12 protein-coding genes are annotated in these 18,592 nt (G+C 62.9%); 9 read left to right on the top strand and 3 right to left on the bottom strand.

Going from position 1 to position 18,592, the window contains the following annotated elements; genetic code table 11:
* The first annotated feature begins 28 nt into the window (after positions 1–28).
* From J2J99_RS17505 to J2J99_RS17485, 5 genes are all read left to right on the top strand, one after another.
* Positions 29–1,219 (top strand): efflux RND transporter periplasmic adaptor subunit, encoded by a 1,191-nt coding sequence (locus tag J2J99_RS17505; protein ID WP_168297287.1) that lies wholly within the window; start codon positions 29–31, stop codon positions 1,217–1,219.
* A gap of 116 nt (positions 1,220–1,335) precedes the next feature.
* Complete coding sequence (locus tag J2J99_RS17500; protein WP_168297288.1) at positions 1,336–4,536, top strand: efflux RND transporter permease subunit; 3,201 nt, start codon at positions 1,336–1,338, stop codon at positions 4,534–4,536.
* A gap of 287 nt (positions 4,537–4,823) precedes the next feature.
* Positions 4,824–6,608 carry an IlvD/Edd family dehydratase gene (locus J2J99_RS17495; protein WP_168297289.1) on the top strand — a complete coding sequence of 595 codons (1,785 nt, stop codon included), beginning with the start codon at positions 4,824–4,826 and terminating at the stop codon, positions 6,606–6,608.
* A gap of 131 nt (positions 6,609–6,739) precedes the next feature.
* Positions 6,740–8,557, top strand: coding sequence for a putative bifunctional diguanylate cyclase/phosphodiesterase (locus J2J99_RS17490; RefSeq protein WP_168297290.1), 1,818 nt, complete (start codon positions 6,740–6,742; stop codon positions 8,555–8,557).
* 306 nt (positions 8,558–8,863) lie between these two features.
* Positions 8,864–9,712: a GNAT family N-acetyltransferase gene (locus J2J99_RS17485; protein WP_168297291.1), complete on the top strand. Its 849-nt coding sequence runs from the start codon at positions 8,864–8,866 to the stop codon at positions 9,710–9,712.
* Here the strand turns inward: J2J99_RS17485 and J2J99_RS17480 are convergent.
* The gene (locus J2J99_RS17480) at positions 9,709–10,626 is read right to left on the bottom strand and encodes a DMT family transporter (protein WP_168297292.1); all 918 of its coding nucleotides are present in this window, start codon (positions 10,624–10,626) and stop codon (positions 9,709–9,711) included. The two genes, J2J99_RS17485 and J2J99_RS17480, sit on opposite strands and share 4 nt — an antisense overlap.
* A 193-nt stretch (positions 10,627–10,819) precedes the next feature.
* Between J2J99_RS17480 and J2J99_RS17475 the strand changes: the two genes are divergently transcribed.
* Positions 10,820–12,118: an adenylosuccinate synthase gene (locus J2J99_RS17475; protein WP_168297293.1), complete on the top strand. Its 1,299-nt coding sequence runs from the start codon at positions 10,820–10,822 to the stop codon at positions 12,116–12,118.
* Positions 12,119–12,179: 61 nt separating this feature from the next.
* Positions 12,180–14,684, top strand: a complete 2,505-nt coding sequence (locus tag J2J99_RS17470) for a hypothetical protein (RefSeq protein ID WP_168297294.1) — start codon at positions 12,180–12,182, stop codon at positions 14,682–14,684.
* 440 nt (positions 14,685–15,124) lie between these two features.
* Here the strand turns inward: J2J99_RS17470 and rpoH are convergent, their stop codons facing one another.
* Entirely contained in the window at positions 15,125–16,033 is a 909-nt protein-coding gene (gene rpoH, locus J2J99_RS17465) for an RNA polymerase sigma factor RpoH (RefSeq protein WP_168297295.1), read from the bottom strand.
* A 189-nt stretch (positions 16,034–16,222) separates the two neighbouring features.
* Positions 16,223–17,248: an RluA family pseudouridine synthase gene (locus J2J99_RS17460; RefSeq protein WP_168297296.1), complete on the bottom strand. Its 1,026-nt coding sequence runs from the start codon at positions 17,246–17,248 to the stop codon at positions 16,223–16,225.
* Positions 17,249–17,288: 40 nt separating this feature from the next.
* Here J2J99_RS17460 and J2J99_RS17455 point away from each other — a divergent pair, with 40 nt between their 5' ends.
* Positions 17,289–17,669: a hypothetical protein gene (locus J2J99_RS17455; protein ID WP_168297297.1), complete on the top strand. Its 381-nt coding sequence runs from the start codon at positions 17,289–17,291 to the stop codon at positions 17,667–17,669.
* A 7-nt stretch (positions 17,670–17,676) separates the two neighbouring features.
* Complete coding sequence (locus J2J99_RS17450; protein WP_168297298.1) at positions 17,677–18,501, top strand: TrmH family RNA methyltransferase; 825 nt, start codon at positions 17,677–17,679, stop codon at positions 18,499–18,501.
* Positions 18,502–18,592 lie beyond the last annotated feature (91 nt).

Raw genomic sequence — 18,592 nt, 5'->3', positions numbered from 1 at the left:
GCGGCTCGGGGCCGCAAGGAGAGTACTGATGACGTCCAGAAGTAAGCGCTGGGCCCTGGTGGGCGCCGGCATAGGTCTTATTGCGTCGGTGTCCGGCGCTGCATTGTTTTTCGAATTGCCGATGAGCGCGACCGCCACGGCCGCATCCGCCCCGGCGCAGCCTCCCGCCGTACCGGTGACGGTTGCCGTCGTCGGGGCGCGCGACGTGACGGCCTGGGAGAGTTTCTCCGGCCGCCTCGAAGCCGTCGACCGTGTCCAGGTTCGTTCCCGCGTCGCCGGCGCCATCCTGTCGGTGGCCTTCCGCGAAGGGGCGCTGGTCAAGCAGGGCGACTTGCTCTTCACCATCGACCCGGCTCCCTATCAGGCAAGCGTGGCGCAGGCGCAGGGCCAGGTTGCTTCGGCCGAAGCCAAGGTCAGCCTGGCGCAGACCGAACTCGATCGCGGCCGCAGGCTTTCCGACAACCGAACCATCTCCCAGAGCGATCTCGATCAGCGCCAGAGCGCGCTGGCCGAGGCGCAGGCCGGACTGCGTTCGGCGCAGGCCGCATTGCAGTCCGCCCAGCTCGATCTGGATTATACGCAGGTGCGGGCGCCGGTCTCCGGCCGCATCGGCAAGATCGAGGTGACGACTGGCAACCTAGTTGCGGCCGGTTCGGCTTCACCGTCGCTGACGACGCTCGTTTCGGTCGATCCGATCTATGCGAGCTTCAACGCAAGCGAGGAGATGGTGACGCGTGCCCTTGCCCAGCTGCCGCAGACCGACGTCGCCCTGCCGCCGGTCGAGCAGATCCCTGTCGAGGTCGGCACGCTCGCCGATGATGGCACTCCCATCAAGGGCAAGCTGCAGCTGATCGACAATGAGGTCGATGCATCAAGCGGCACGATCGGCGTGCGCGCCGTCTTCGACAATCCGGGCGGGCGTCTGATCCCGGGCCAGTTCGTACGCGTGCGCATGGGCCAGCCGAAGGCCGAGAACAAGATCGTTATCAGTGATCGTGCGGTCGGCACCGACCAGGACAAGAAGTTCGTCTTCGTCGTCGATGGCGAGAACAAGGTTGCCTACCGGCAGGTGCAGCTCGGCAGGCTGTCTGACGGTCAGCGGGTGGTCGAAAGCGGCCTGAATGCCGGTGAGAAGATCGTCGTCAACGGTCTGCAGCGCATCCGTCCGGGCGCCGTCGTCATCCCGCAGATGGAAGAGAAGGTCGCGACCGCTCAGTAAGACCTCGCCCTCCCCAGCGGGGAGGGCCCATGCCCGAATTGATATGACCCGCCGGTGGCTCCCAAGCCGCCGGAGAGGGACTTCGCATCCATGTTCACCCCGGAGAGGGCTTTGATATGAACATCTCCAGATTCTTTGTCGACCGCCCGGTTTTTGCCGGCGTTCTTTCGGTCCTCATTGTCGTTGCCGGCCTGATCGGCCTCAGGGCGCTGCCGATTTCCGAATATCCGGAGGTCGTGCCGCCATCGGTTGTCGTGCGTGCCACCTATCCCGGCGCCAACCCGAGCGTCATCGCCGAAACGGTGGCGACACCGCTCGAAGAGCAGATCAACGGCGTCGAGGGCATGCTCTACATGTCGAGCCAGGCAACGTCGGACGGCGTGCTCAACGTCACCGTCACCTTCAAGCTCGGCACCGATCCCGACAAGGCGCAGCAGCTTGTGCAGAACCGTGTTTCGCAAGCCGAGCCGCGCCTGCCGGCGGAAGTCCGCGCGCTGGGCATCACGACGGTCAAGAGCTCGCCCGACTTCATCATGGTCGTCAATCTCGTCTCCGACGGCGACGGTCACGACATCACCTATCTGCGCAACTACGCGACCCTCAACGTCAAGGACCGGCTCGCCCGCATTCCGGGCGTCGGCCAAGTGCAGGTTTTCGGCGCCGGCGACTATTCGATGCGCGTCTGGATCGATCCGCAGAAGGCCGCCGAGCATGATCTCGCTGCCAGCGATATCAGCAACGCCATAAGCTCGCAGAACGTCCAGGCCGCCGCCGGCATCATCGGCGCGTCGCCCAGCCAGCCGGGCGTCGACCTTCAGCTCAACGTCAATGCGCAGGGCCGCCTGCGCACACCCGAAGAGTTCGGCAACATCATCGTGAAGACGGGCGCCAACGGCGAAATCACCCGCCTCCGCGATGTCGCCCGCATCGAGCTCGGCGCCGCCGACTATACGCTGCGCTCGCTTCTCGATGGCAAGCCGGCCGTTGCCGTCGCCGTTCTCCAGGCGCCCGGTTCGAACGCGATCGAGATCGCCGACAATGTGCGTACGACCATGGACCAGCTGCAGCTCGCCATGCCTGAAGGCGTCAAATATGAGATCGTCTACGATACGACGAAGTTCGTGCGCGCCTCGATCGAGAAGGTCATCGATACGCTCCTCGAAGCCATTGCGCTCGTCGTCCTCGTCGTCATCCTGTTCCTGCAGACATGGCGCGCTTCGATCATCCCGCTGATCGCGGTTCCGGTCTCGATCATCGGCACCTTCGCGGTCATGTACGTCTTCGGCTTCTCGATCAACGCGCTGAGCCTATTCGGGCTGGTGTTGGCGATCGGCATCGTCGTCGACGACGCGATCGTCGTGGTCGAAAATGTCGAGCGCAATATCGAGCACGGACTGTCGCCGCGGGCGGCTACCTACAAGGCGATGAAGGAGGTTTCCGGTCCGATCGTAGCGATCGCGCTGGTCCTCGTCGCGGTCTTCGTGCCGCTCGCCTTCATCTCCGGCCTGTCGGGTCAGTTCTATCGCCAATTCGCGCTGACGATCGCGATCTCGACCGTCATTTCCGCCTTCAACTCGCTCACCCTGTCTCCGGCGCTCGCAGCCCTTCTGTTGAAGGGGCACCATGCGCCGAAGGACTGGCTGACGCGGTTCATGGACGCGATCTTCGGCTGGTTCTTCCGCGGCTTCAACCGTGTCTTCGGCGCCGGTTCGAACGCCTACGGCAAGGGTGTGGGCGGGTTGGTCTCGCGCAAGAGCATCGTCATGGTGGTCTATCTGGCACTGGTCGGCGCGACCTATAGCATGTTCACCACCGTCCCGGGTGGCTTCGTGCCGTCGCAGGACAAGCAGTATCTGATCGGCTTTGCCCAACTGCCGGATGCCGCGAGCCTCGACCGAACGGAAGACGTCATCAAACGGATGACCGACATCGCGCTCGCCCAGCCGGGCGTCGCCAATGCGATCGCCTTTCCGGGGCTGTCGATCAACGGCTTCACCAATTCCTCGAATGCCGGCATCGTCTTCGTGACGCTGAAGGACTTCGAGGAGCGCAAGACGCCCGATCTCGCAGGCGGCGCCATAGCCATGGCGCTGAACCAGAAGTTCGGCGCCATCCAGGACGCCTTCATCGCCATGTTCCCGCCGCCGCCGGTCAACGGCCTCGGCACGACGGGCGGCTTCAAACTGCAGATCGAGGACCGCGCCGGCCTCGGCAATCAGGCACTTGACGAGGCGACCAAGGCGGTGCTCGCCAAGGCCTATCAGACGCCTGAACTTGCCGGGCTGTTTTCCAGCTTCCAGATCAACGTGCCGCAGCTCTATGCCGATCTCGACCGTGCCAAGGCCGAGCAGCTCGGAGTTTCCGTCACCGATGTCTTCCAGACGCTGCAGATCTATCTCGGTTCGCTCTATGTGAACGATTTCAACGCCTTCGGCCGCACCTACAGCGTCCGCGTGCAGGCCGATGCAAAATTCCGCGCCCAGCCGGAAGATATCGGCCAGTTGAAAGTCCGTTCGGCATCAGGTGAGATGATCCCGCTTTCGGCCCTCTTGAAAGTAGAGCCGAGCACCGGTCCGGAGCGTGCGAACCGTTACAACGGCTTCCTCGCTGCCGATATCAACGGCGGTCCGGCGCCGGGCTTCTCCTCCGGCCAGGCGCAGGCCGCAATCGAGAAGATCCTTCGTGAGACCCTGCCTGCCGGCATCGACTTCGAATGGACGGATCTGACCTATCAGCAGATCCTCGCCGGCAATTCGAGCGTGGTCGTCTTCCCGCTGGCTCTGCTGCTCGTCTTCCTGGTGCTGGCCGCCCAGTATGAGAGCCTGACTCTGCCGCTTGCGATCATCATGATCGTGCCGATGGGTGTGCTGGCCGCGTTGACGGGCGTCTGGCTTACCGGTGGAGACAACAACATCTTCACCCAGATCGGTCTCGTGGTGCTTGTCGGCCTATCGGCGAAAAACGCGATCCTCATCGTCGAATTTGCCCGCGAACTGGAGTTCCAAGGCAGGACGCCACGCGAGGCGGCGGTCGAGGCCAGCCGCCTTCGTCTTCGCCCGATCCTCATGACCTCCATGGCCTTCATCATGGGCGTCGTGCCGCTGGTCGTCTCCACCGGCGCTGGCTCGGAAATGCGCGCCGCCATGGGTGTCGCGGTCTTCTCGGGCATGATCGGTGTGACCTTCTTCGGCATCTTCATGACGCCGGTGTTCTACGTGCTGCTCCGCCGGATGACGGGCAACCGCCCGCTGGTCCAGCACAAGCCGGACGAGCACAAGGAGGAAGAGGCCGAGGTCATCCGGCTCGCGGCCGAATAAACGGAATTCAACCTTCCTTTGTCGAGTAAATCGGGCGGGAACTTCGGTTCTCGCCCGTATCGTTTTTCGGTCAGTCGACAAAAATGCGTTACGTGCATCAAAACGGTTGCAACCATGGACGAGGGGACTATCAAAGACGGATAACAGCTGAGAGGATCGGCGCGGAACTTACCTCGGCCATCCGGATACTCAACGCCGGCAGGACCGCAGCGCTTGCGGGGAGATGGTGGGGACGAGGCCCCGCTTCTCGACCTCGATGAGAAGTATGGCCGATCGGGAGGATGGTAATGACAGACAGCCAAACGAAGAAACGCCGCCTGCGTTCGCAGGATTGGTTCGACAATCCCGACCATATCGATATGGCAGCGCTCTACCTCGAGCGTTTCATGAATTACGGCATCACGCCGGAAGAATTGCGCTCCGGCAGGCCGATCATCGGGATTGCCCAGAGCGGCAGCGATCTTACGCCCTGCAATCGGGTGCATGTCGAACTCGCCGCGCGCGTGCGCGACGGCATTCGCGACGCCGGCGGCATTCCGATCGAATTTCCGACACATCCGATCTTTGAGAATTGCAAGCGTCCGACGGCCGCGCTCGACCGCAATCTCGCCTATCTCGGTCTCGTCGAGATCCTCTACGGCTACCCGCTCGATGGAGTGGTTCTGACAACTGGCTGCGACAAGACCACGCCTTCAGCGATCATGGCGGCGTCGACGGTCGATATTCCGGCCATCGTGCTCTCCGGCGGGCCGATGCTCGACGGATGGCACGAGGGGGAACTGGCGGGCTCCGGCACGGTGATCTGGCGGATGCGGCGGAAATATGCGGCAGGCGAGATCGATCGCGAGGAATTCCTGCAGGCGGCGCTCGATTCGGCTCCTTCCGTCGGCCATTGCAACACGATGGGCACCGCTTCGACGATGAATGCGCTCGCCGAAGCGCTCGGCCTGTCGCTCACCGGATGCGGCGCCATTCCGGCTGCTTATCGCGAGCGCGGCCAGATGGCCTATCGCACCGGACGGCGTGCCGTCGAGATCGTGTTCGAGGACCTGAAGCCGTCGGATATCTTGACGCGCGACGCTTTCCTCAATGCCATCCGTACCAATTCGGCGATCGGCGGCTCGACCAATGCGCAGCCGCATCTGGCGGCGATGGCGAAGCATGCCGGCGTCGAACTCTATCCGGACGACTGGCAGGTGCATGGCTTCGACATCCCGCTGCTCGCCAATGTCCAACCGGCGGGTGCCTATCTCGGCGAGCGTTATCACCGCGCCGGCGGCACGCCGGCAATTATGTGGGAGTTGCTGCAGGCCGGAAAACTCGACGGCGACTGTCGCACGGTCACAGGCAAAACGATGGCCGAGAACCTGAATGGGCGGGAGGCCAGCGACCGCGAGGTCATCCGGCCGTTCGATGAACCGCTGAAGGCGCGGGCGGGCTTTCTCGTTCTCAAGGGCAATCTTTTCGACTTCGCCATCATGAAGATGAGCGTGGTTTCAGAGGATTTCCGACGGCGCTATCTCCAGGAGCCGGGGCGTGAAGGCGTCTTCGAGGGCAAGGCGGTCGTGTTCGACGGGTCGGAAGATTATCATCGTCGCATCAACGATCCCGCGCTCGGCATCGACGAGAATACCATCCTCGTGATCCGCGGCGCGGGGCCGCTCGGCTGGCCAGGCTCGGCCGAGGTCGTGAATATGCAGCCGCCGGACCATCTTCTGAAACGCGGTATCCGCAGCCTGCCGACGATCGGCGACGGCCGTCAATCGGGCACGTCGGACAGCCCCTCGATCCTCAACGCTTCGCCGGAGAGCGCTGCCGGCGGCGGCCTCGCCTGGCTTCGCAGCGGCGACACGATCCGCATCGACTTCAACCACGGGCGCTGCGACGTGCTGGTGGATGAAGTCGAGCTCGAACGGCGCAAGGGCGAGGGCATTCCACCGGTGCCGGCGGATGCGACGCCGTGGCAGCAGATCTACCGCCGTTCGGTCACGCAGCTGGCGGACGGCGCCGTTCTGGAAGGGGCGGCGGAATTCCGCCAGATCGCGAAAAGACCACCGAGGCATAATCATTGATCCCGACGCTGCGGTAGATCGCAAGTCCTTTGATCCAAAAGGGGAAAGCCGTAACGAAGATTTCACCTCGTCATTTGTTCGATCCATAGCACAAGGCTTCCTTAATGCCGGTCGAAGACCATATTGCCATTATGCAAGCTTCTAAGGCTGAGGCCGTGTTGCCAGAAAATAAAGCCACACGATCCGAACAAGAGTTTCAGGATCTTCTGCGCCGGCTCGAACTCGCTCTCGACGCATCCCGGATTGGCGTCTGGGAGCATAGCATCGCCAAGGGCGGGATCTTATGGGACGCACAGATGCACCGGCTCTATGAGACCGGCGAAACATGTCGCCAGGTGCCGGCATGGTTCTGGTCGGATGCGATCCATCCCGATGATCGCGAACGGGCCGAACGTGATTTCGAGCAGGCAATCGCTGCGCGCGGCGCCTATGATTCGCAATTCCGAATCGTGCTACCGAGCGGCGAAATCCGGCATCTTCGTTCGCGGGCGCATTTTTACGTGGATGCGGAGGGCGCGCCCTCCTTCATCGGCGCCGAGTGGGATGTGACGGCAGACGTGCAGCTCAACGCCGAGCTTGCGCGGCAGAAGACGGTGGCCGAGGCGAGGGCGCTGGCGCTCGAGGAAAGCAATGCGCGTATCGAGCATGTCGCCGATCACGATTATCTCACCGGCTTGCCCAACCGGCGCCGTCTCGACAAGCGGCTGGCGGAGCTGCCGGCGGACAGGAGCATCGCGACGGTTGGCGTGCTGCATCTCGATATCGACCTATTCAAGCAGATCAACGACAGCCACGGCCATGCGGCCGGCGACGCCGTGCTCAAGGCCGCAGCCCTTCGCATTGCCGCCGCCATCCCGGCAAACGGCATGGTCGCCCGCGTCGGCGGCGACGAGTTCGTTGTCGTTCTGGTCAATTTCACCGATCTCGCCGAGCTGAAACTGATCACTGAGGATGTCCAGCGGCGCCTGCGCAAGAAGATCCGCTTCGGCCAGGAGATGCTGCAATCCGGGGCTTCCATCGGCGTGTCATGGAGCGGCGATCGACGGGCGCGCAACCTGCTGGCCGAATCCGATCTGGCGCTCTATCAAGCCAAGCAACTCGTGCGAAATCGCATCGAATTCTTCTCCCGCCAACTGCAGGAGGATCTGCGATCCAAGCGCCGATTGGTCGAAGAGCTGAAGCTCGGGTTGGAGCGCGGCGAGATCATTCCCTATTATCAGGTGCAGCTCTCTGCCAGAACACGGCAGGTTGTTGGCTTCGAGGCGTTGGCGCGCTGGAAACATCCGGAGAAGGGTGTGCTCGCCCCGGGCGTATTTCTGAAGATCGCCGACGAGCATGGGCTTGCTGCGGAGATCGATGCGGCGGTCTTGAAACGTGTTCTCGAGGACCGGCAGGTCTGGCAGTTACGCGGCCTCGCGGTTCCGCGCATCGCCGTCAACATTTCGGCGTCGCGCCTTGCCGACCCGGCACTACTCGGCAAACTGAAAAAACTCGACATTCCGCCCGGCGCAATCGTCTTCGAGCTGGTCGAAACAATTTTCCTCGACGACAGCGATGAGACGCTGCTCGATCATATCGACGATATCAAGCAGATGGGCATCGACATCGAAATCGACGATTTCGGATCGGGCCACGCCTCGCTCATCGGTCTCGTCAAGCTGCGGCCGAAGCGGCTGAAGATCGACCGGCAACTGGTTGCCGAGGTCGTCAGCTCGCAGGAGCAGCGGCGCGTGGTCGGTTCGATCGTCGAAATTGCCAAGGCGCTCGATGTCGAGGTGATCGCCGAGGGCATTGAGACCGAGGCGCATGCCACCGTGCTGGCGCAGCTTGGCTGCGACGGTTTGCAGGGTTATGCGTTTGGCTATCCGGCGCCGGCAATCGAGACGGACCGGCTGTTCTCCCCGCTCACAAGCGCAGCCGAAAAGCACAAGGCAGCGATAGGCGGCTGATTTCCGGCCGAAACGCTTCCTTGTCTTCAACAACAGGTGAACGAGCAGACCTCGGCGCGACATTTTATTCGCGCCGGCAGGAAGATAATCAGGGGTCAAGTAATATTCTTGAGCTTGCAACGGCATTGTTTCATGGTAATGCGGAAACGAAGCTTACTGCATTGCATCGAAAATGATTATACGCAGCGTCAGGACCATCGGCGCCGCTTCTCCATCATTCGCGGGCGCGAAACGGAAGCCGTGACCTGACAATTGCTTTGCCGCTGGCGGGATGGACTTGCGGGACATTCAATCTGGGAAGGTCGCATGAATTCGGAGTTTGCCATTCGTTCGATGCGGCCCGGCGAATTGGAGCTCGTGCTCGAATGGGCGCGTCAGGAGGGCTGGAATCCCGGCCTCGACGATTCGTCGGCATTCCTCGAAGCTGATCCGTCGGGGTTTTTCGTCGGCGCCATCGGCGAAGTTCCTGTCGGCTCGATCTCCGTCGTCAAATATGGCGACAGCTTTGCCTTTCTCGGCCTCTACATCGTTCACCCCGATTTCCGCGGCAAGGGTTACGGCAAGGCGATCTGGGAAGCGGGGATCGCCACGGCGGAGGGCCGGACGGTCGGTCTCGACGGCGTCGCCGCGCAGCAGCAGAACTACCGCAGGGCCGGCTTCGAACCCGCTTATCTCACCATTCGCTATGGCGGCGTCGCCAGCCCGCTGCCGGGCTCGACGCTCGTTGCACATCCGGTGCTGGATTCGCGCCTGGAGGGGCTGCTGCGTTATGATTCGGCGATCTTTCCGCAGCCGCGGGAAGCCTTCCTCGCCGCTTGGTGCACCGGCCGCAAGGGACGGCGTACCGCCGTCGTACGCAAGAGCCACAAAATCCGTGGCTACGGCACGATCCGCCGGTGCTACGAGGGCTACAAGATCGGCCCGCTCTTTGCCAATGATGCCGATAGCGCCGCGGCGCTGCTTACCGAACTGATCCCCGAGACGAAAGGGGCAACAGTCTTCGTCGATATTCCTGCAGAAAACCGCGAGGCGATCGCGCTTGCCGAAGGCATGGGCCTTCAGCCAGTGTTCGAGACCATGCGGATGTATCGCGGGCAAGCGCCAGCCACACCATTGAAACACGTCTTCGGCGTGACGACGCTGGAGCTTGGCTAATCCACCGGTGAGGCGGGCACCGTTGGAGCCGAAGCTTTCGGGCGACCTTTTTCGGCGATGGCGATGCCGCCGAGCGTCAGGGCCAGCGAGACCATATGGAAGGACTGCAGCGTCTCACCGACCAGGGCTACGGAAAGCAGGGTTCCGAATACCGGGACGAGATTGATGAACAGGCCGGCCCGATTGGCGCCGATTGCCTCGACGCCCTTGATGTAAAGAATCTGCGCCAGCAGCGAGGGGAAGATCGCCGTGTAAAGAGTGATAGCCCAGCCGGCCTGATCGGGCCATTGCGTCGCGCCCCGGCCTGCCTCCCAGAGGAGCAGCGGCAGCGATGTCAGCATGGCGGCAATGGCCGGGAAGGCCATCAGCGTTCGCCAGTCGACCCGCGGTTTCCAGCGCAGGAAGATCGTGTAGAGCGAATAGGCGACGATGGCGATCAGCATCAGCCCGTCGCCCCAGTTGAGCTGCAGCTGCAGCAGTGTGGCGAGGTCGCCGTGGGCCGCTGTCAGCGCCACGCCCAGCAGCGTCATTGCGAAGCCGAAGCATTGCGCCAGCGAAATGCCGGTGCGGAAGAAGACGAAATTCAGCAGAAAGATCAGCATCGGAATGCCGGCCTGTTCGATGGCTACATTGATCGCCGTCGTATACTGCACCGCCGAGTAGAGCATGGCATTGAAGAGGCTGTAGCCGATGGCGCCGTAGCACAGCAGCAGCGGCAGGTTTTTCCTGGCTATCGGCCAGTCCTTCCTGAGTTGCGGCACCGAGATCAGGGTGATCACCGCGACGGCAAGGAACCAGCGCAGGAAGGTCAGCATCATCGGACTGACATGGCCGACCGCGAGCTTGCCGGCGACGGAGTTGCCGCCCCAGCAGAGGGTGGCGATGACGAGCCAAATATAGGCCGTGGCTTGCAAGAGCGTTTGTTCCTCGTCTTTTGGTGATCAACAAGCGGCGTTTTCCCAGGGGAAATAGCCTGCCGAGTGCTGATTTGTCACGTAAAAAGCCCAATCGTCTGCGACAACAGGGTCGCTTTCCCAAAAACAAAGCTTTATAGATGCGCGGGTTTGAGCAGGTGCGCGGTTCCGCGCCGGTAACAGGAAGAGTTAGATGACGAACGTGGTCGTGGTCGGTTCGCAATGGGGTGACGAAGGCAAAGGCAAGATTGTCGACTGGCTTTCGGAACGCGCGGATATCGTCGTGCGCTATCAGGGCGGACACAATGCCGGCCATACGCTCGTCATCGACGGCACGAGCTACAAGCTGTCGCTGCTGCCGTCCGGCGTCGTGCGTCCGGGCAAGATGGCGGTGATCGGCAACGGCGTCGTGGTCGACCCGCATGCGCTGATCGCCGAGATCGAAAAGCTCGCCGGCCAGGGCGTGAGGATCACCCCCGACAATCTGCGCGTGGCCGACAACGCGACGCTCATCCTGTCGCTGCACCGGGAGCTCGACGCGATGCGCGAGGACGCGGCATCCAACAGCGGCACCAAGATCGGTACGACGCGCCGCGGCATCGGTCCGGCCTATGAAGACAAGGTCGGCCGCCGCGCGATCCGGGTAATGGATCTTGCCGATCTCGACAGCCTTCCCGGCAAGGTCGATCGGATACTCACCCATCACAATGCACTTCGCCGCGGCCTCGGTGTCGCCGAAGTCAGCCACCAGACCATCATGGACGAACTGACCTCGGTCGCCGAACGGGTACTGCCGTTCCGCGATACCGTCTGGCTTTTCCTCGACAAGGAGCGCCGCAGGGGGGCCCGCATCCTCTTCGAAGGTGCACAGGGCAGCCTGCTTGATATCGACCACGGCACCTATCCTTTCGTCACCTCCTCGAATACCGTGGCTGGTCAGGCGGCCGCCGGTTCCGGCATGGGGCCGGGTTCACTGGGTTATATCCTCGGCATCACGAAGGCCTATACGACCCGTGTCGGCGAGGGCCCGTTCCCGACGGAACTGAAGGATGAAATCGGAGAGTTTCTGGGCCAAAAGGGTCATGAGTTTGGCGTCGTGACGGGGCGCAAGCGTCGCTGCGGCTGGTTCGACGCCGCGCTGGTCCGTCAGTCGGTCGCCACCAACGGCATCACCGGCATCGCGCTCACCAAGCTCGATGTGCTCGACGGCCTCGAGGAACTGAAGATCTGCGTCGGCTACATGCTCGACGGCGAACAGATTGATCATCTTCCCGCAAGCCAGGGAGCGCAAGCTAGGGTCGAACCGATCTATATCACGCTGGAGGGCTGGAAGGAATCGACCGTCGGCGCCCGCAGTTGGGCAGATCTTCCGGCGCAGGCGATCAAATATGTTCGCCAGGTCGAAGAGCTGATCGGGGCGCCTGTCGCGCTCCTGTCCACCAGCCCGGAGCGGGACGACACCATACTTGTGACCGATCCGTTTGAGGATTAAGGTCACCGGTCACTGTGGAGGATAGGTTCGGGAGAATACCGGACTTCTTGAGAAAGTACTGATGGCGGATTTTATTGCAGTCATTCGGCGGGCCGTCGACGGCCTGGCCGAAAATACCCCCGAGATGCGGGTAAAGGTCTACGAACGTGCCCGCGGCGCAGTGCAGCGGCAGCTCGAGAACATGAAGCCGCGTCCGCCGGAAGCCATGCTGCAACGCCAGCTCGAAAAGCTCGAGGCCGCCATCCGCGAAGTGGAGGGTGAACACTCCGAGGCGGTGTCGCTCGATGAGGCTGCGGCCGTCGCCGCGCCAGATCCCGTCGAAGAACTTGCGGCTCGCGGTGAAAGCGAACCGGCGCACGTGGCGCAGCCGGCCGTCGACGAGCCGATCGATGAAGCCGATGCGGAACCACCGGCGGCAGAGGCCGTCGATGACCCCGATCGCGTCGAAGCCGCCGCACCGCAGGAAGCTGCGGAAGAGGTCGTAGCCGAGGACGTCGAGTCTGCAGAACCTGAGCCTGCAGAGCCCGCGCTCGTGGAAACACCGGTTTCGACCGAGACGGAATCGCCCATTGAATCATACTGGCATCCCTCTCATGAGGAGGAGGCGCCGGCCGAGGAATGGCATGCCGGCGAGGCGCGTGAGGTCGCTGGCGAAGCGGTGGCGTCTGACCATGGCGGCTTCGAACCGTCGCCTGCCGAGCATGGCTACGAGCAAGCCGACGAAGATCGAGCCGGCGAGCCGTTTCCGGCACAAGCCGAACAGGTCGCGGCCGAAGCGGCGGCCGTTGAAAGCCACAAGCCGGCCGAGGCGGCTTACGAGCCCGTCGAATCGTTTCAGCCGGTCGCGCGCGGCATAGAGCACGCGTCCAATCGGCTGGTCGAGCCGGTCGCCGATTTCAATCGTGCGCAGGAATTCGTCGAACACAGCCAAGAGGCGCCGCTGCAGGCGGATGCGGCTGCGCATTTCGACCCGGTCTGGACCGAACCCGCGGCCGAAACACCGGCTCCGGCGCCGAAGGATGCCGAGACCGAATGGGCGGAAGAGGAGCTTCGGCAATATTCGGAAACTGCTCCGGTCGCCGCCGACACCTCGGCGCGCGCCTTCGAAGAGGTGATATCGAGCCTCGAAAAGATCGCACCCGCGGCGGTCATGCCGGCTGCCAAGGAGAGTTTCTCCTGGGAAACGGCCGCCTTCGACGATCTGCCGCCGATCGAGGCTGGCAGCAACAAGAAGACGCCGGTTTCCTCGCATTTCGACGATGTCGATATTTTTGCTGAAGTGCACGATGGCAAGGCCGCGCCCGCCGCCGGCGCGCCGAGCGAGGCATGGCGCGAAGCCAAGGCACTGCGCGGGTATGACCGCCGCGGATCGCTCGCCGCTGACGATGACGACGCCAATCCGACGATGGATATCGATCAGATTGTCGCCGCCAAGCTGCAGGGCAAGAATTTCCGCATGGAGCCGAAGCGGCGGCGCTTCGGTATCGGCACGATAATCACCCTCATCTTCGCGCTTATCCTGATCGGCGGCGGCGTCTATGCCGGCTGGATGAACAGGGAGGCGTTGGTGGCAATGGTCGACGGGCTTGTCAGCTCTGCGCCATCGCAGGCCACGAGGAACGAGGCGGCCATGACGCCGGCGAGTTCCGAAACGCCTGCTCCGCCCAGCACGCCGGCGTCAGCCCAGCCAGCCGCGCCGGAAGCGCAGAACACGCCGGCGGCACCAGCACCGGCACAGCCGGACCAGCAAGTGGCATCATTGAACAATGACGGTGCGGCGGCCAATTCCAAATTCACCCAGCGGCTGCTTTCCGATGGGACTGAAGTCGACAGCGGCCCGGCGTCCGTGCCGGGAACGCCGACCGCCGAAGGGAAATCGGTGGCCGAGCAGAATGTCGCGGCTGCGGATACGCCGCCTGCCAGCGCGCAAGGCGATACCGCCCGGCCGGAAACGCTGACGCCGAACGGTCCGGCGGCATCGCCGCAGCAGGCCGCCCCGGTTGGGACGTCGGAGAAGATGTTCCTCTACGAGGAGCGTATCGGCCAGAGCTCGCCGACGGCGATCGAGGGAACGGTCGTCTGGAGTGTACAGCGCGAGGCCGGCCAGGGTGGCCGGCAGGAAGCGACCGTCCAGGGCAATATCACCGTTCCCGAGCGTAATCTCTCGGCTCTCGTCACTTTCAAGCGCAACTCCGATCCGTCGCTGCCGGCAAGCCATCTTGTCGAGATCGTCTTCTCGGTGCCGCCCAATTTCGAAGGCGGCAGCATCGACAGCGTCCAGCGCATCTCGATGAAGCGCACGGAACAGGATCGTGGCGACGCGCTGATTGCGGTTCCGGCCAAGATCACCGACGATTTCCACATGATCGCGCTCAATGATTATCCCGACGCGCGCAAGGCCAATCTCGACCTGATGTCGACCCGCAACTGGATCGATATTCCGATCACCTACCGCAACGGCCGCCGCGCGCTGCTGACGATGGAGAAGGGCGGCACGGGAACGGATGCCTTCAATACCGCCATCAAGGAATGGACCGCGCTCGGAGATGTGTCGACGAGCCAGTGAGGTGTTTCGCGGGGGCGGTGAGGGGTATTTCATTATCCTTCGCTTGCGCCTCCCTTCATCCGGTCGCCGCCACCCTTCCCAGTTTGGTTAAGAGTATGCGCGGCCGGATCCGATCCCTCCGGGCAAGCGGGCTTGGCTCCCCTCTTCTCCCGAGCGGGGAGAAATGATCCGAAGGGCCGGATGAGGGTGTCGACAGGGCGCGCCGTTCAAATTGAACTTCGCTTGCGCTCAGCGCATTCGCGGCTTCGCCGCTCACCCCCTCATCTGCCTGCTGGCATCGACCGGGGTTGAGCCGCGCATCTCAACCCGTCCTTCGGTCCCCCGCTGAGGAGAAGGGGACTCTTGGCCACGTCTCGCGTCCTCCCTAAGCCTCACCTCAGACACAACAACGCCACCTCCCGCGCTGGGGAGATGGCGTTGCCAATTAGACTTCAGCCGTATCAGGCCGTGGCTTCGACGACGCGGATAGCTTTGGCGCGTTCCAGGGCTTCCTTGCGGACAGCGTCCTGCACCTTTTCGAAGGCGCGAACCTCGATCTGGCGGACGCGTTCGCGGCTGATGTCGAATTCGGCCGACAGGTCTTCCAGGGTCACCGGCTCCTCGGCGAGGCGGCGGGCCTCGAAGATGCGGCGCTCGCGTTCGTTCAGCACACTCATTGCCTTGCTCAGCATGCGCCGGCGGGTTTCGAGCTCGTCCTGTTCGATTAGCACGTCTTCCTGGCTGTCGTGCTCGTCCACAAGCCAGTCCTGCCATTGACCGCTGTCGCCTTCGGCCGCCTTGATCGGCGCGTTCAGCGAGGCGTCGCCGGAGAGACGGCGGTTCATCGAAATGACCTCCTCCTCCGAGACGTTCAGCTTGGTGGCGATTTCCGATACGTGCTCCGGCTTCAGGTCGCCATCGTCGATCGCCTGAATACGGCCCTTTAGCCGGCGCAGGTTGAAAAACAGGCGCTTCTGGTTTGCGGTCGTCCCCATCTTCACCAGCGACCACGAGCGCAGGATATATTCCTGTATCGAGGCCTTGATCCACCACATGGCATAGGTGGCGAGGCGGAAGCCACGCTCCGGATCGAATTTCTTGACAGCCTGCATCAGGCCGACATTGCCTTCGGAGACAACTTCGCCGATCGGCAGGCCGTAGCCGCGATAACCCATGGCGATCTTCGCGACGAGGCGCAGATGGCTGGTGACGAGCTTGTGAGCGGCGTCGCGGTCGCCGTGCTCGGCATAACGCTTCGCCAGCATATACTCCTGCTGCGGCTCGAGCATCGGAAATTTGCGGATTTCGTCGAGATAACGATTGAGGCCGGCTTCGCCGGCGGTTATGGACGGCAAGGTATTTCGGGCCATTGTGCACCCTCCTAAAGTGAATTCCGGCTCCCGATGAAAACGCGCCCCCGCGTTAAAAGGCGAACCGGAGCGTGCGGCTTTTGTTCCAAGCCCGCACTAAGTCTATATACAGATAAGTATGGCGAAACGGCGGTTCAAGGCGCGTCTCACGAAGGTGTGAGACGGGGAGGCAGAATTCCGCAGTTCCCTCTAACTCCGCAATGCCTCCACAAGTTCCACCATATCTTGTGGCAGCGATACCTCGAAATGCATGAGTTCGCCGCTGCGGGGATGCTCGAATTGCAGCATGAAGGCATGCAGCGCCTGGCGGTCGAACCCGTTGACCAGTCTGCGGATCTCTTCGGGCAGCAGATTGGCCTTGGTCCTGAAGCCGGCTCCGTAGACCGTGTCGCCGAGCAGCGGGTGGCCGATATGGGCCATATGCACACGGATCTGGTGGGTGCGGCCGGTTTCGAGGCGGCACTCGACCAGCGAGGCGAGCGCCGTCGCGTCCGGGGTTTCGTGGAAGCGCTCGATCACCTCGTAATGGGTGATCGCCTCGTCGGCGTCTTGGCTGTCGGGGCGCTTGACGGCGCGGCGGGTGCGATCGCCGGTGGCGCGGCCGAGCGGCGCGTCAACCGTGCCTGTCAGCGACCGGGGGCGGCCCCAGACGATTGCCTGATAGGCCCGCTCCAGCGGCATGGTGCGGCCATGGTCGGCAAACTGGAGCGAGAGGTGGCGATGGGCAATGTCGTTTTTGGCGACGACCATGACCCCTGTCGTGTCCTTGTCGAGACGATGGACAATGCCGGGGCGGCGCACACCGCCGACGCCGGAAAGCGTATCGCCGCAATGATATATCAGCGCGTTGACCAGCGTTCCTGTCCAGTTACCGGAGCCGGGATGGACGACCAGACCCGCCGGTTTCGATATGACGATGAGGTCATCGTCCTCATAAAGGATGTCGAGCGGGATATCTTCGCCCTTTGGAGTCGGGTCTTCAGGCTCGGGCAGGGTGATTTCGAAACTGTCGCCGACGCGCACCTTGCGCTGCGGATCGGTAACCTGCTCGCCTCGCAAAGAAACCTGCCCCTCTTTGATCAGCGCCTTGATACGGCTGCGGGAAAAATCCTCGCCGACCTGCGCCGTCAGCCAGGCGTCGAGCCGGCCTTCGGCGGTTTCATCGGCGGTCAGGACTTTTCTAATGCCGGCTGCTTGTTTAAAGGGGTCGCTCAAGACGCTTTTTCTCCGACATATTTTTGAACGGGACGCACAGATGACAGCAATCGAGCCAGACGACCAGGAAGAGAAGCCCCTTGATCCGGCGATGGAAAGTGTCCGGCGCAAGATGGTCCGCCTGCAGATCGTTTCCGGCGCCATCATGTTCGTGAGCCTTATGGCGGTCTTCGGCGCGGTTGTCTACAAGACGATGCGCGAGCCGAAGGAGACGGCTCCCACTGCCGCCTCCGGTGTGCCCTCGGATGCGCCGCTTGCAGCGACCGTTTCCCTGCCGCTGGGTTTCAAGGTGCAGTCGACCTCGTTCTCGGCGGGACAGATCCTGTTTTACGGTCAGACCGTCGAGGGCAAGGGCCAGGCGCTGATCTTCGATCTCCGGACCGGCCGCACCGTCGCTGACCTGACCGTCACGGGCAATTGAGGCCGACATGGTCGCTGCCCCGATCGCCATCGCAAATGCCGACGATCCGCGCATCGCGGAATTCCGGGATATCCGCGAGCGCGACCTGACCGGGCGGGAGAACCGCTTCATCGCCGAGGGGACCGTCGTGCTTAGGATGCTCGCCGAGGCGCATTCGGAAGGCCGCGGCTTTCGCGCCGAAAAGATACTGCTGCTGCGTAACCGCGTCGCAGGCCTCCTGCCGATCCTGGACCTGTTTCCGGCCGACGTGCCGGTCTATGTCGCCGAGGCTGACGCGCTTGCCTGCATCGTCGGTTTCCATCTGCATCGAGGCGTTCTGGCGCTTGGCCGGCGGGAGGAGCGTGACGGGGCAGCACTCATTGACGCCCTGCCGGAGCGGGCGCTGGTCCTCGTCGGATGCGGCATTTCCAATCACGACAATGCCGGCTCGATGTTCCGCAACGCCGCCGCCTTCCGGGCAGATGCCGTGCTGTTCGACGAAACTTCCTGTGACCCTCTATATCGCAAAGCCCTGCGTGTGTCCGTCGGTTCGGTGCTGCGCGTTCCACACCGGCGCGGCGGCAAGGCACTGGACCTGCTCCTTGCGCTCGCCGAAGGGGGTTTTGCCATCTGGACGCTTTCGCCCCACGGCAAGACGGACATTCGCGCCATTCCGGCTGCAGCACGCATGGCACTCGTCGTCGGCACGGAGGGGGAGGGCTTGCCGGAGGCGCTTCTGGCCCGCTTTCAGAGCGCGCGCATCCCGCAATCGGACGAGCTCGACAGCCTCAATGCGGCGACAGCGACGGGGATCGCGCTGTTTTCCATGGCCTCGGCCATGGGGCGGATCTGACCGCTAAAGCACGTCGCGATCTTTCAGATCCGCTCGCCGCGCTTTAGATCTTAATTTTCCCGCATGTCGTTATCGCAAAACCGCCGGACAC

This window comes from Rhizobium binae (assembly GCF_017357225.1).
GTDB classification, from domain to species: Bacteria; Pseudomonadota; Alphaproteobacteria; order Rhizobiales; family Rhizobiaceae; genus Rhizobium; species Rhizobium binae.
This window is presented reverse-complemented; position numbering and strand designations above follow the sequence as displayed.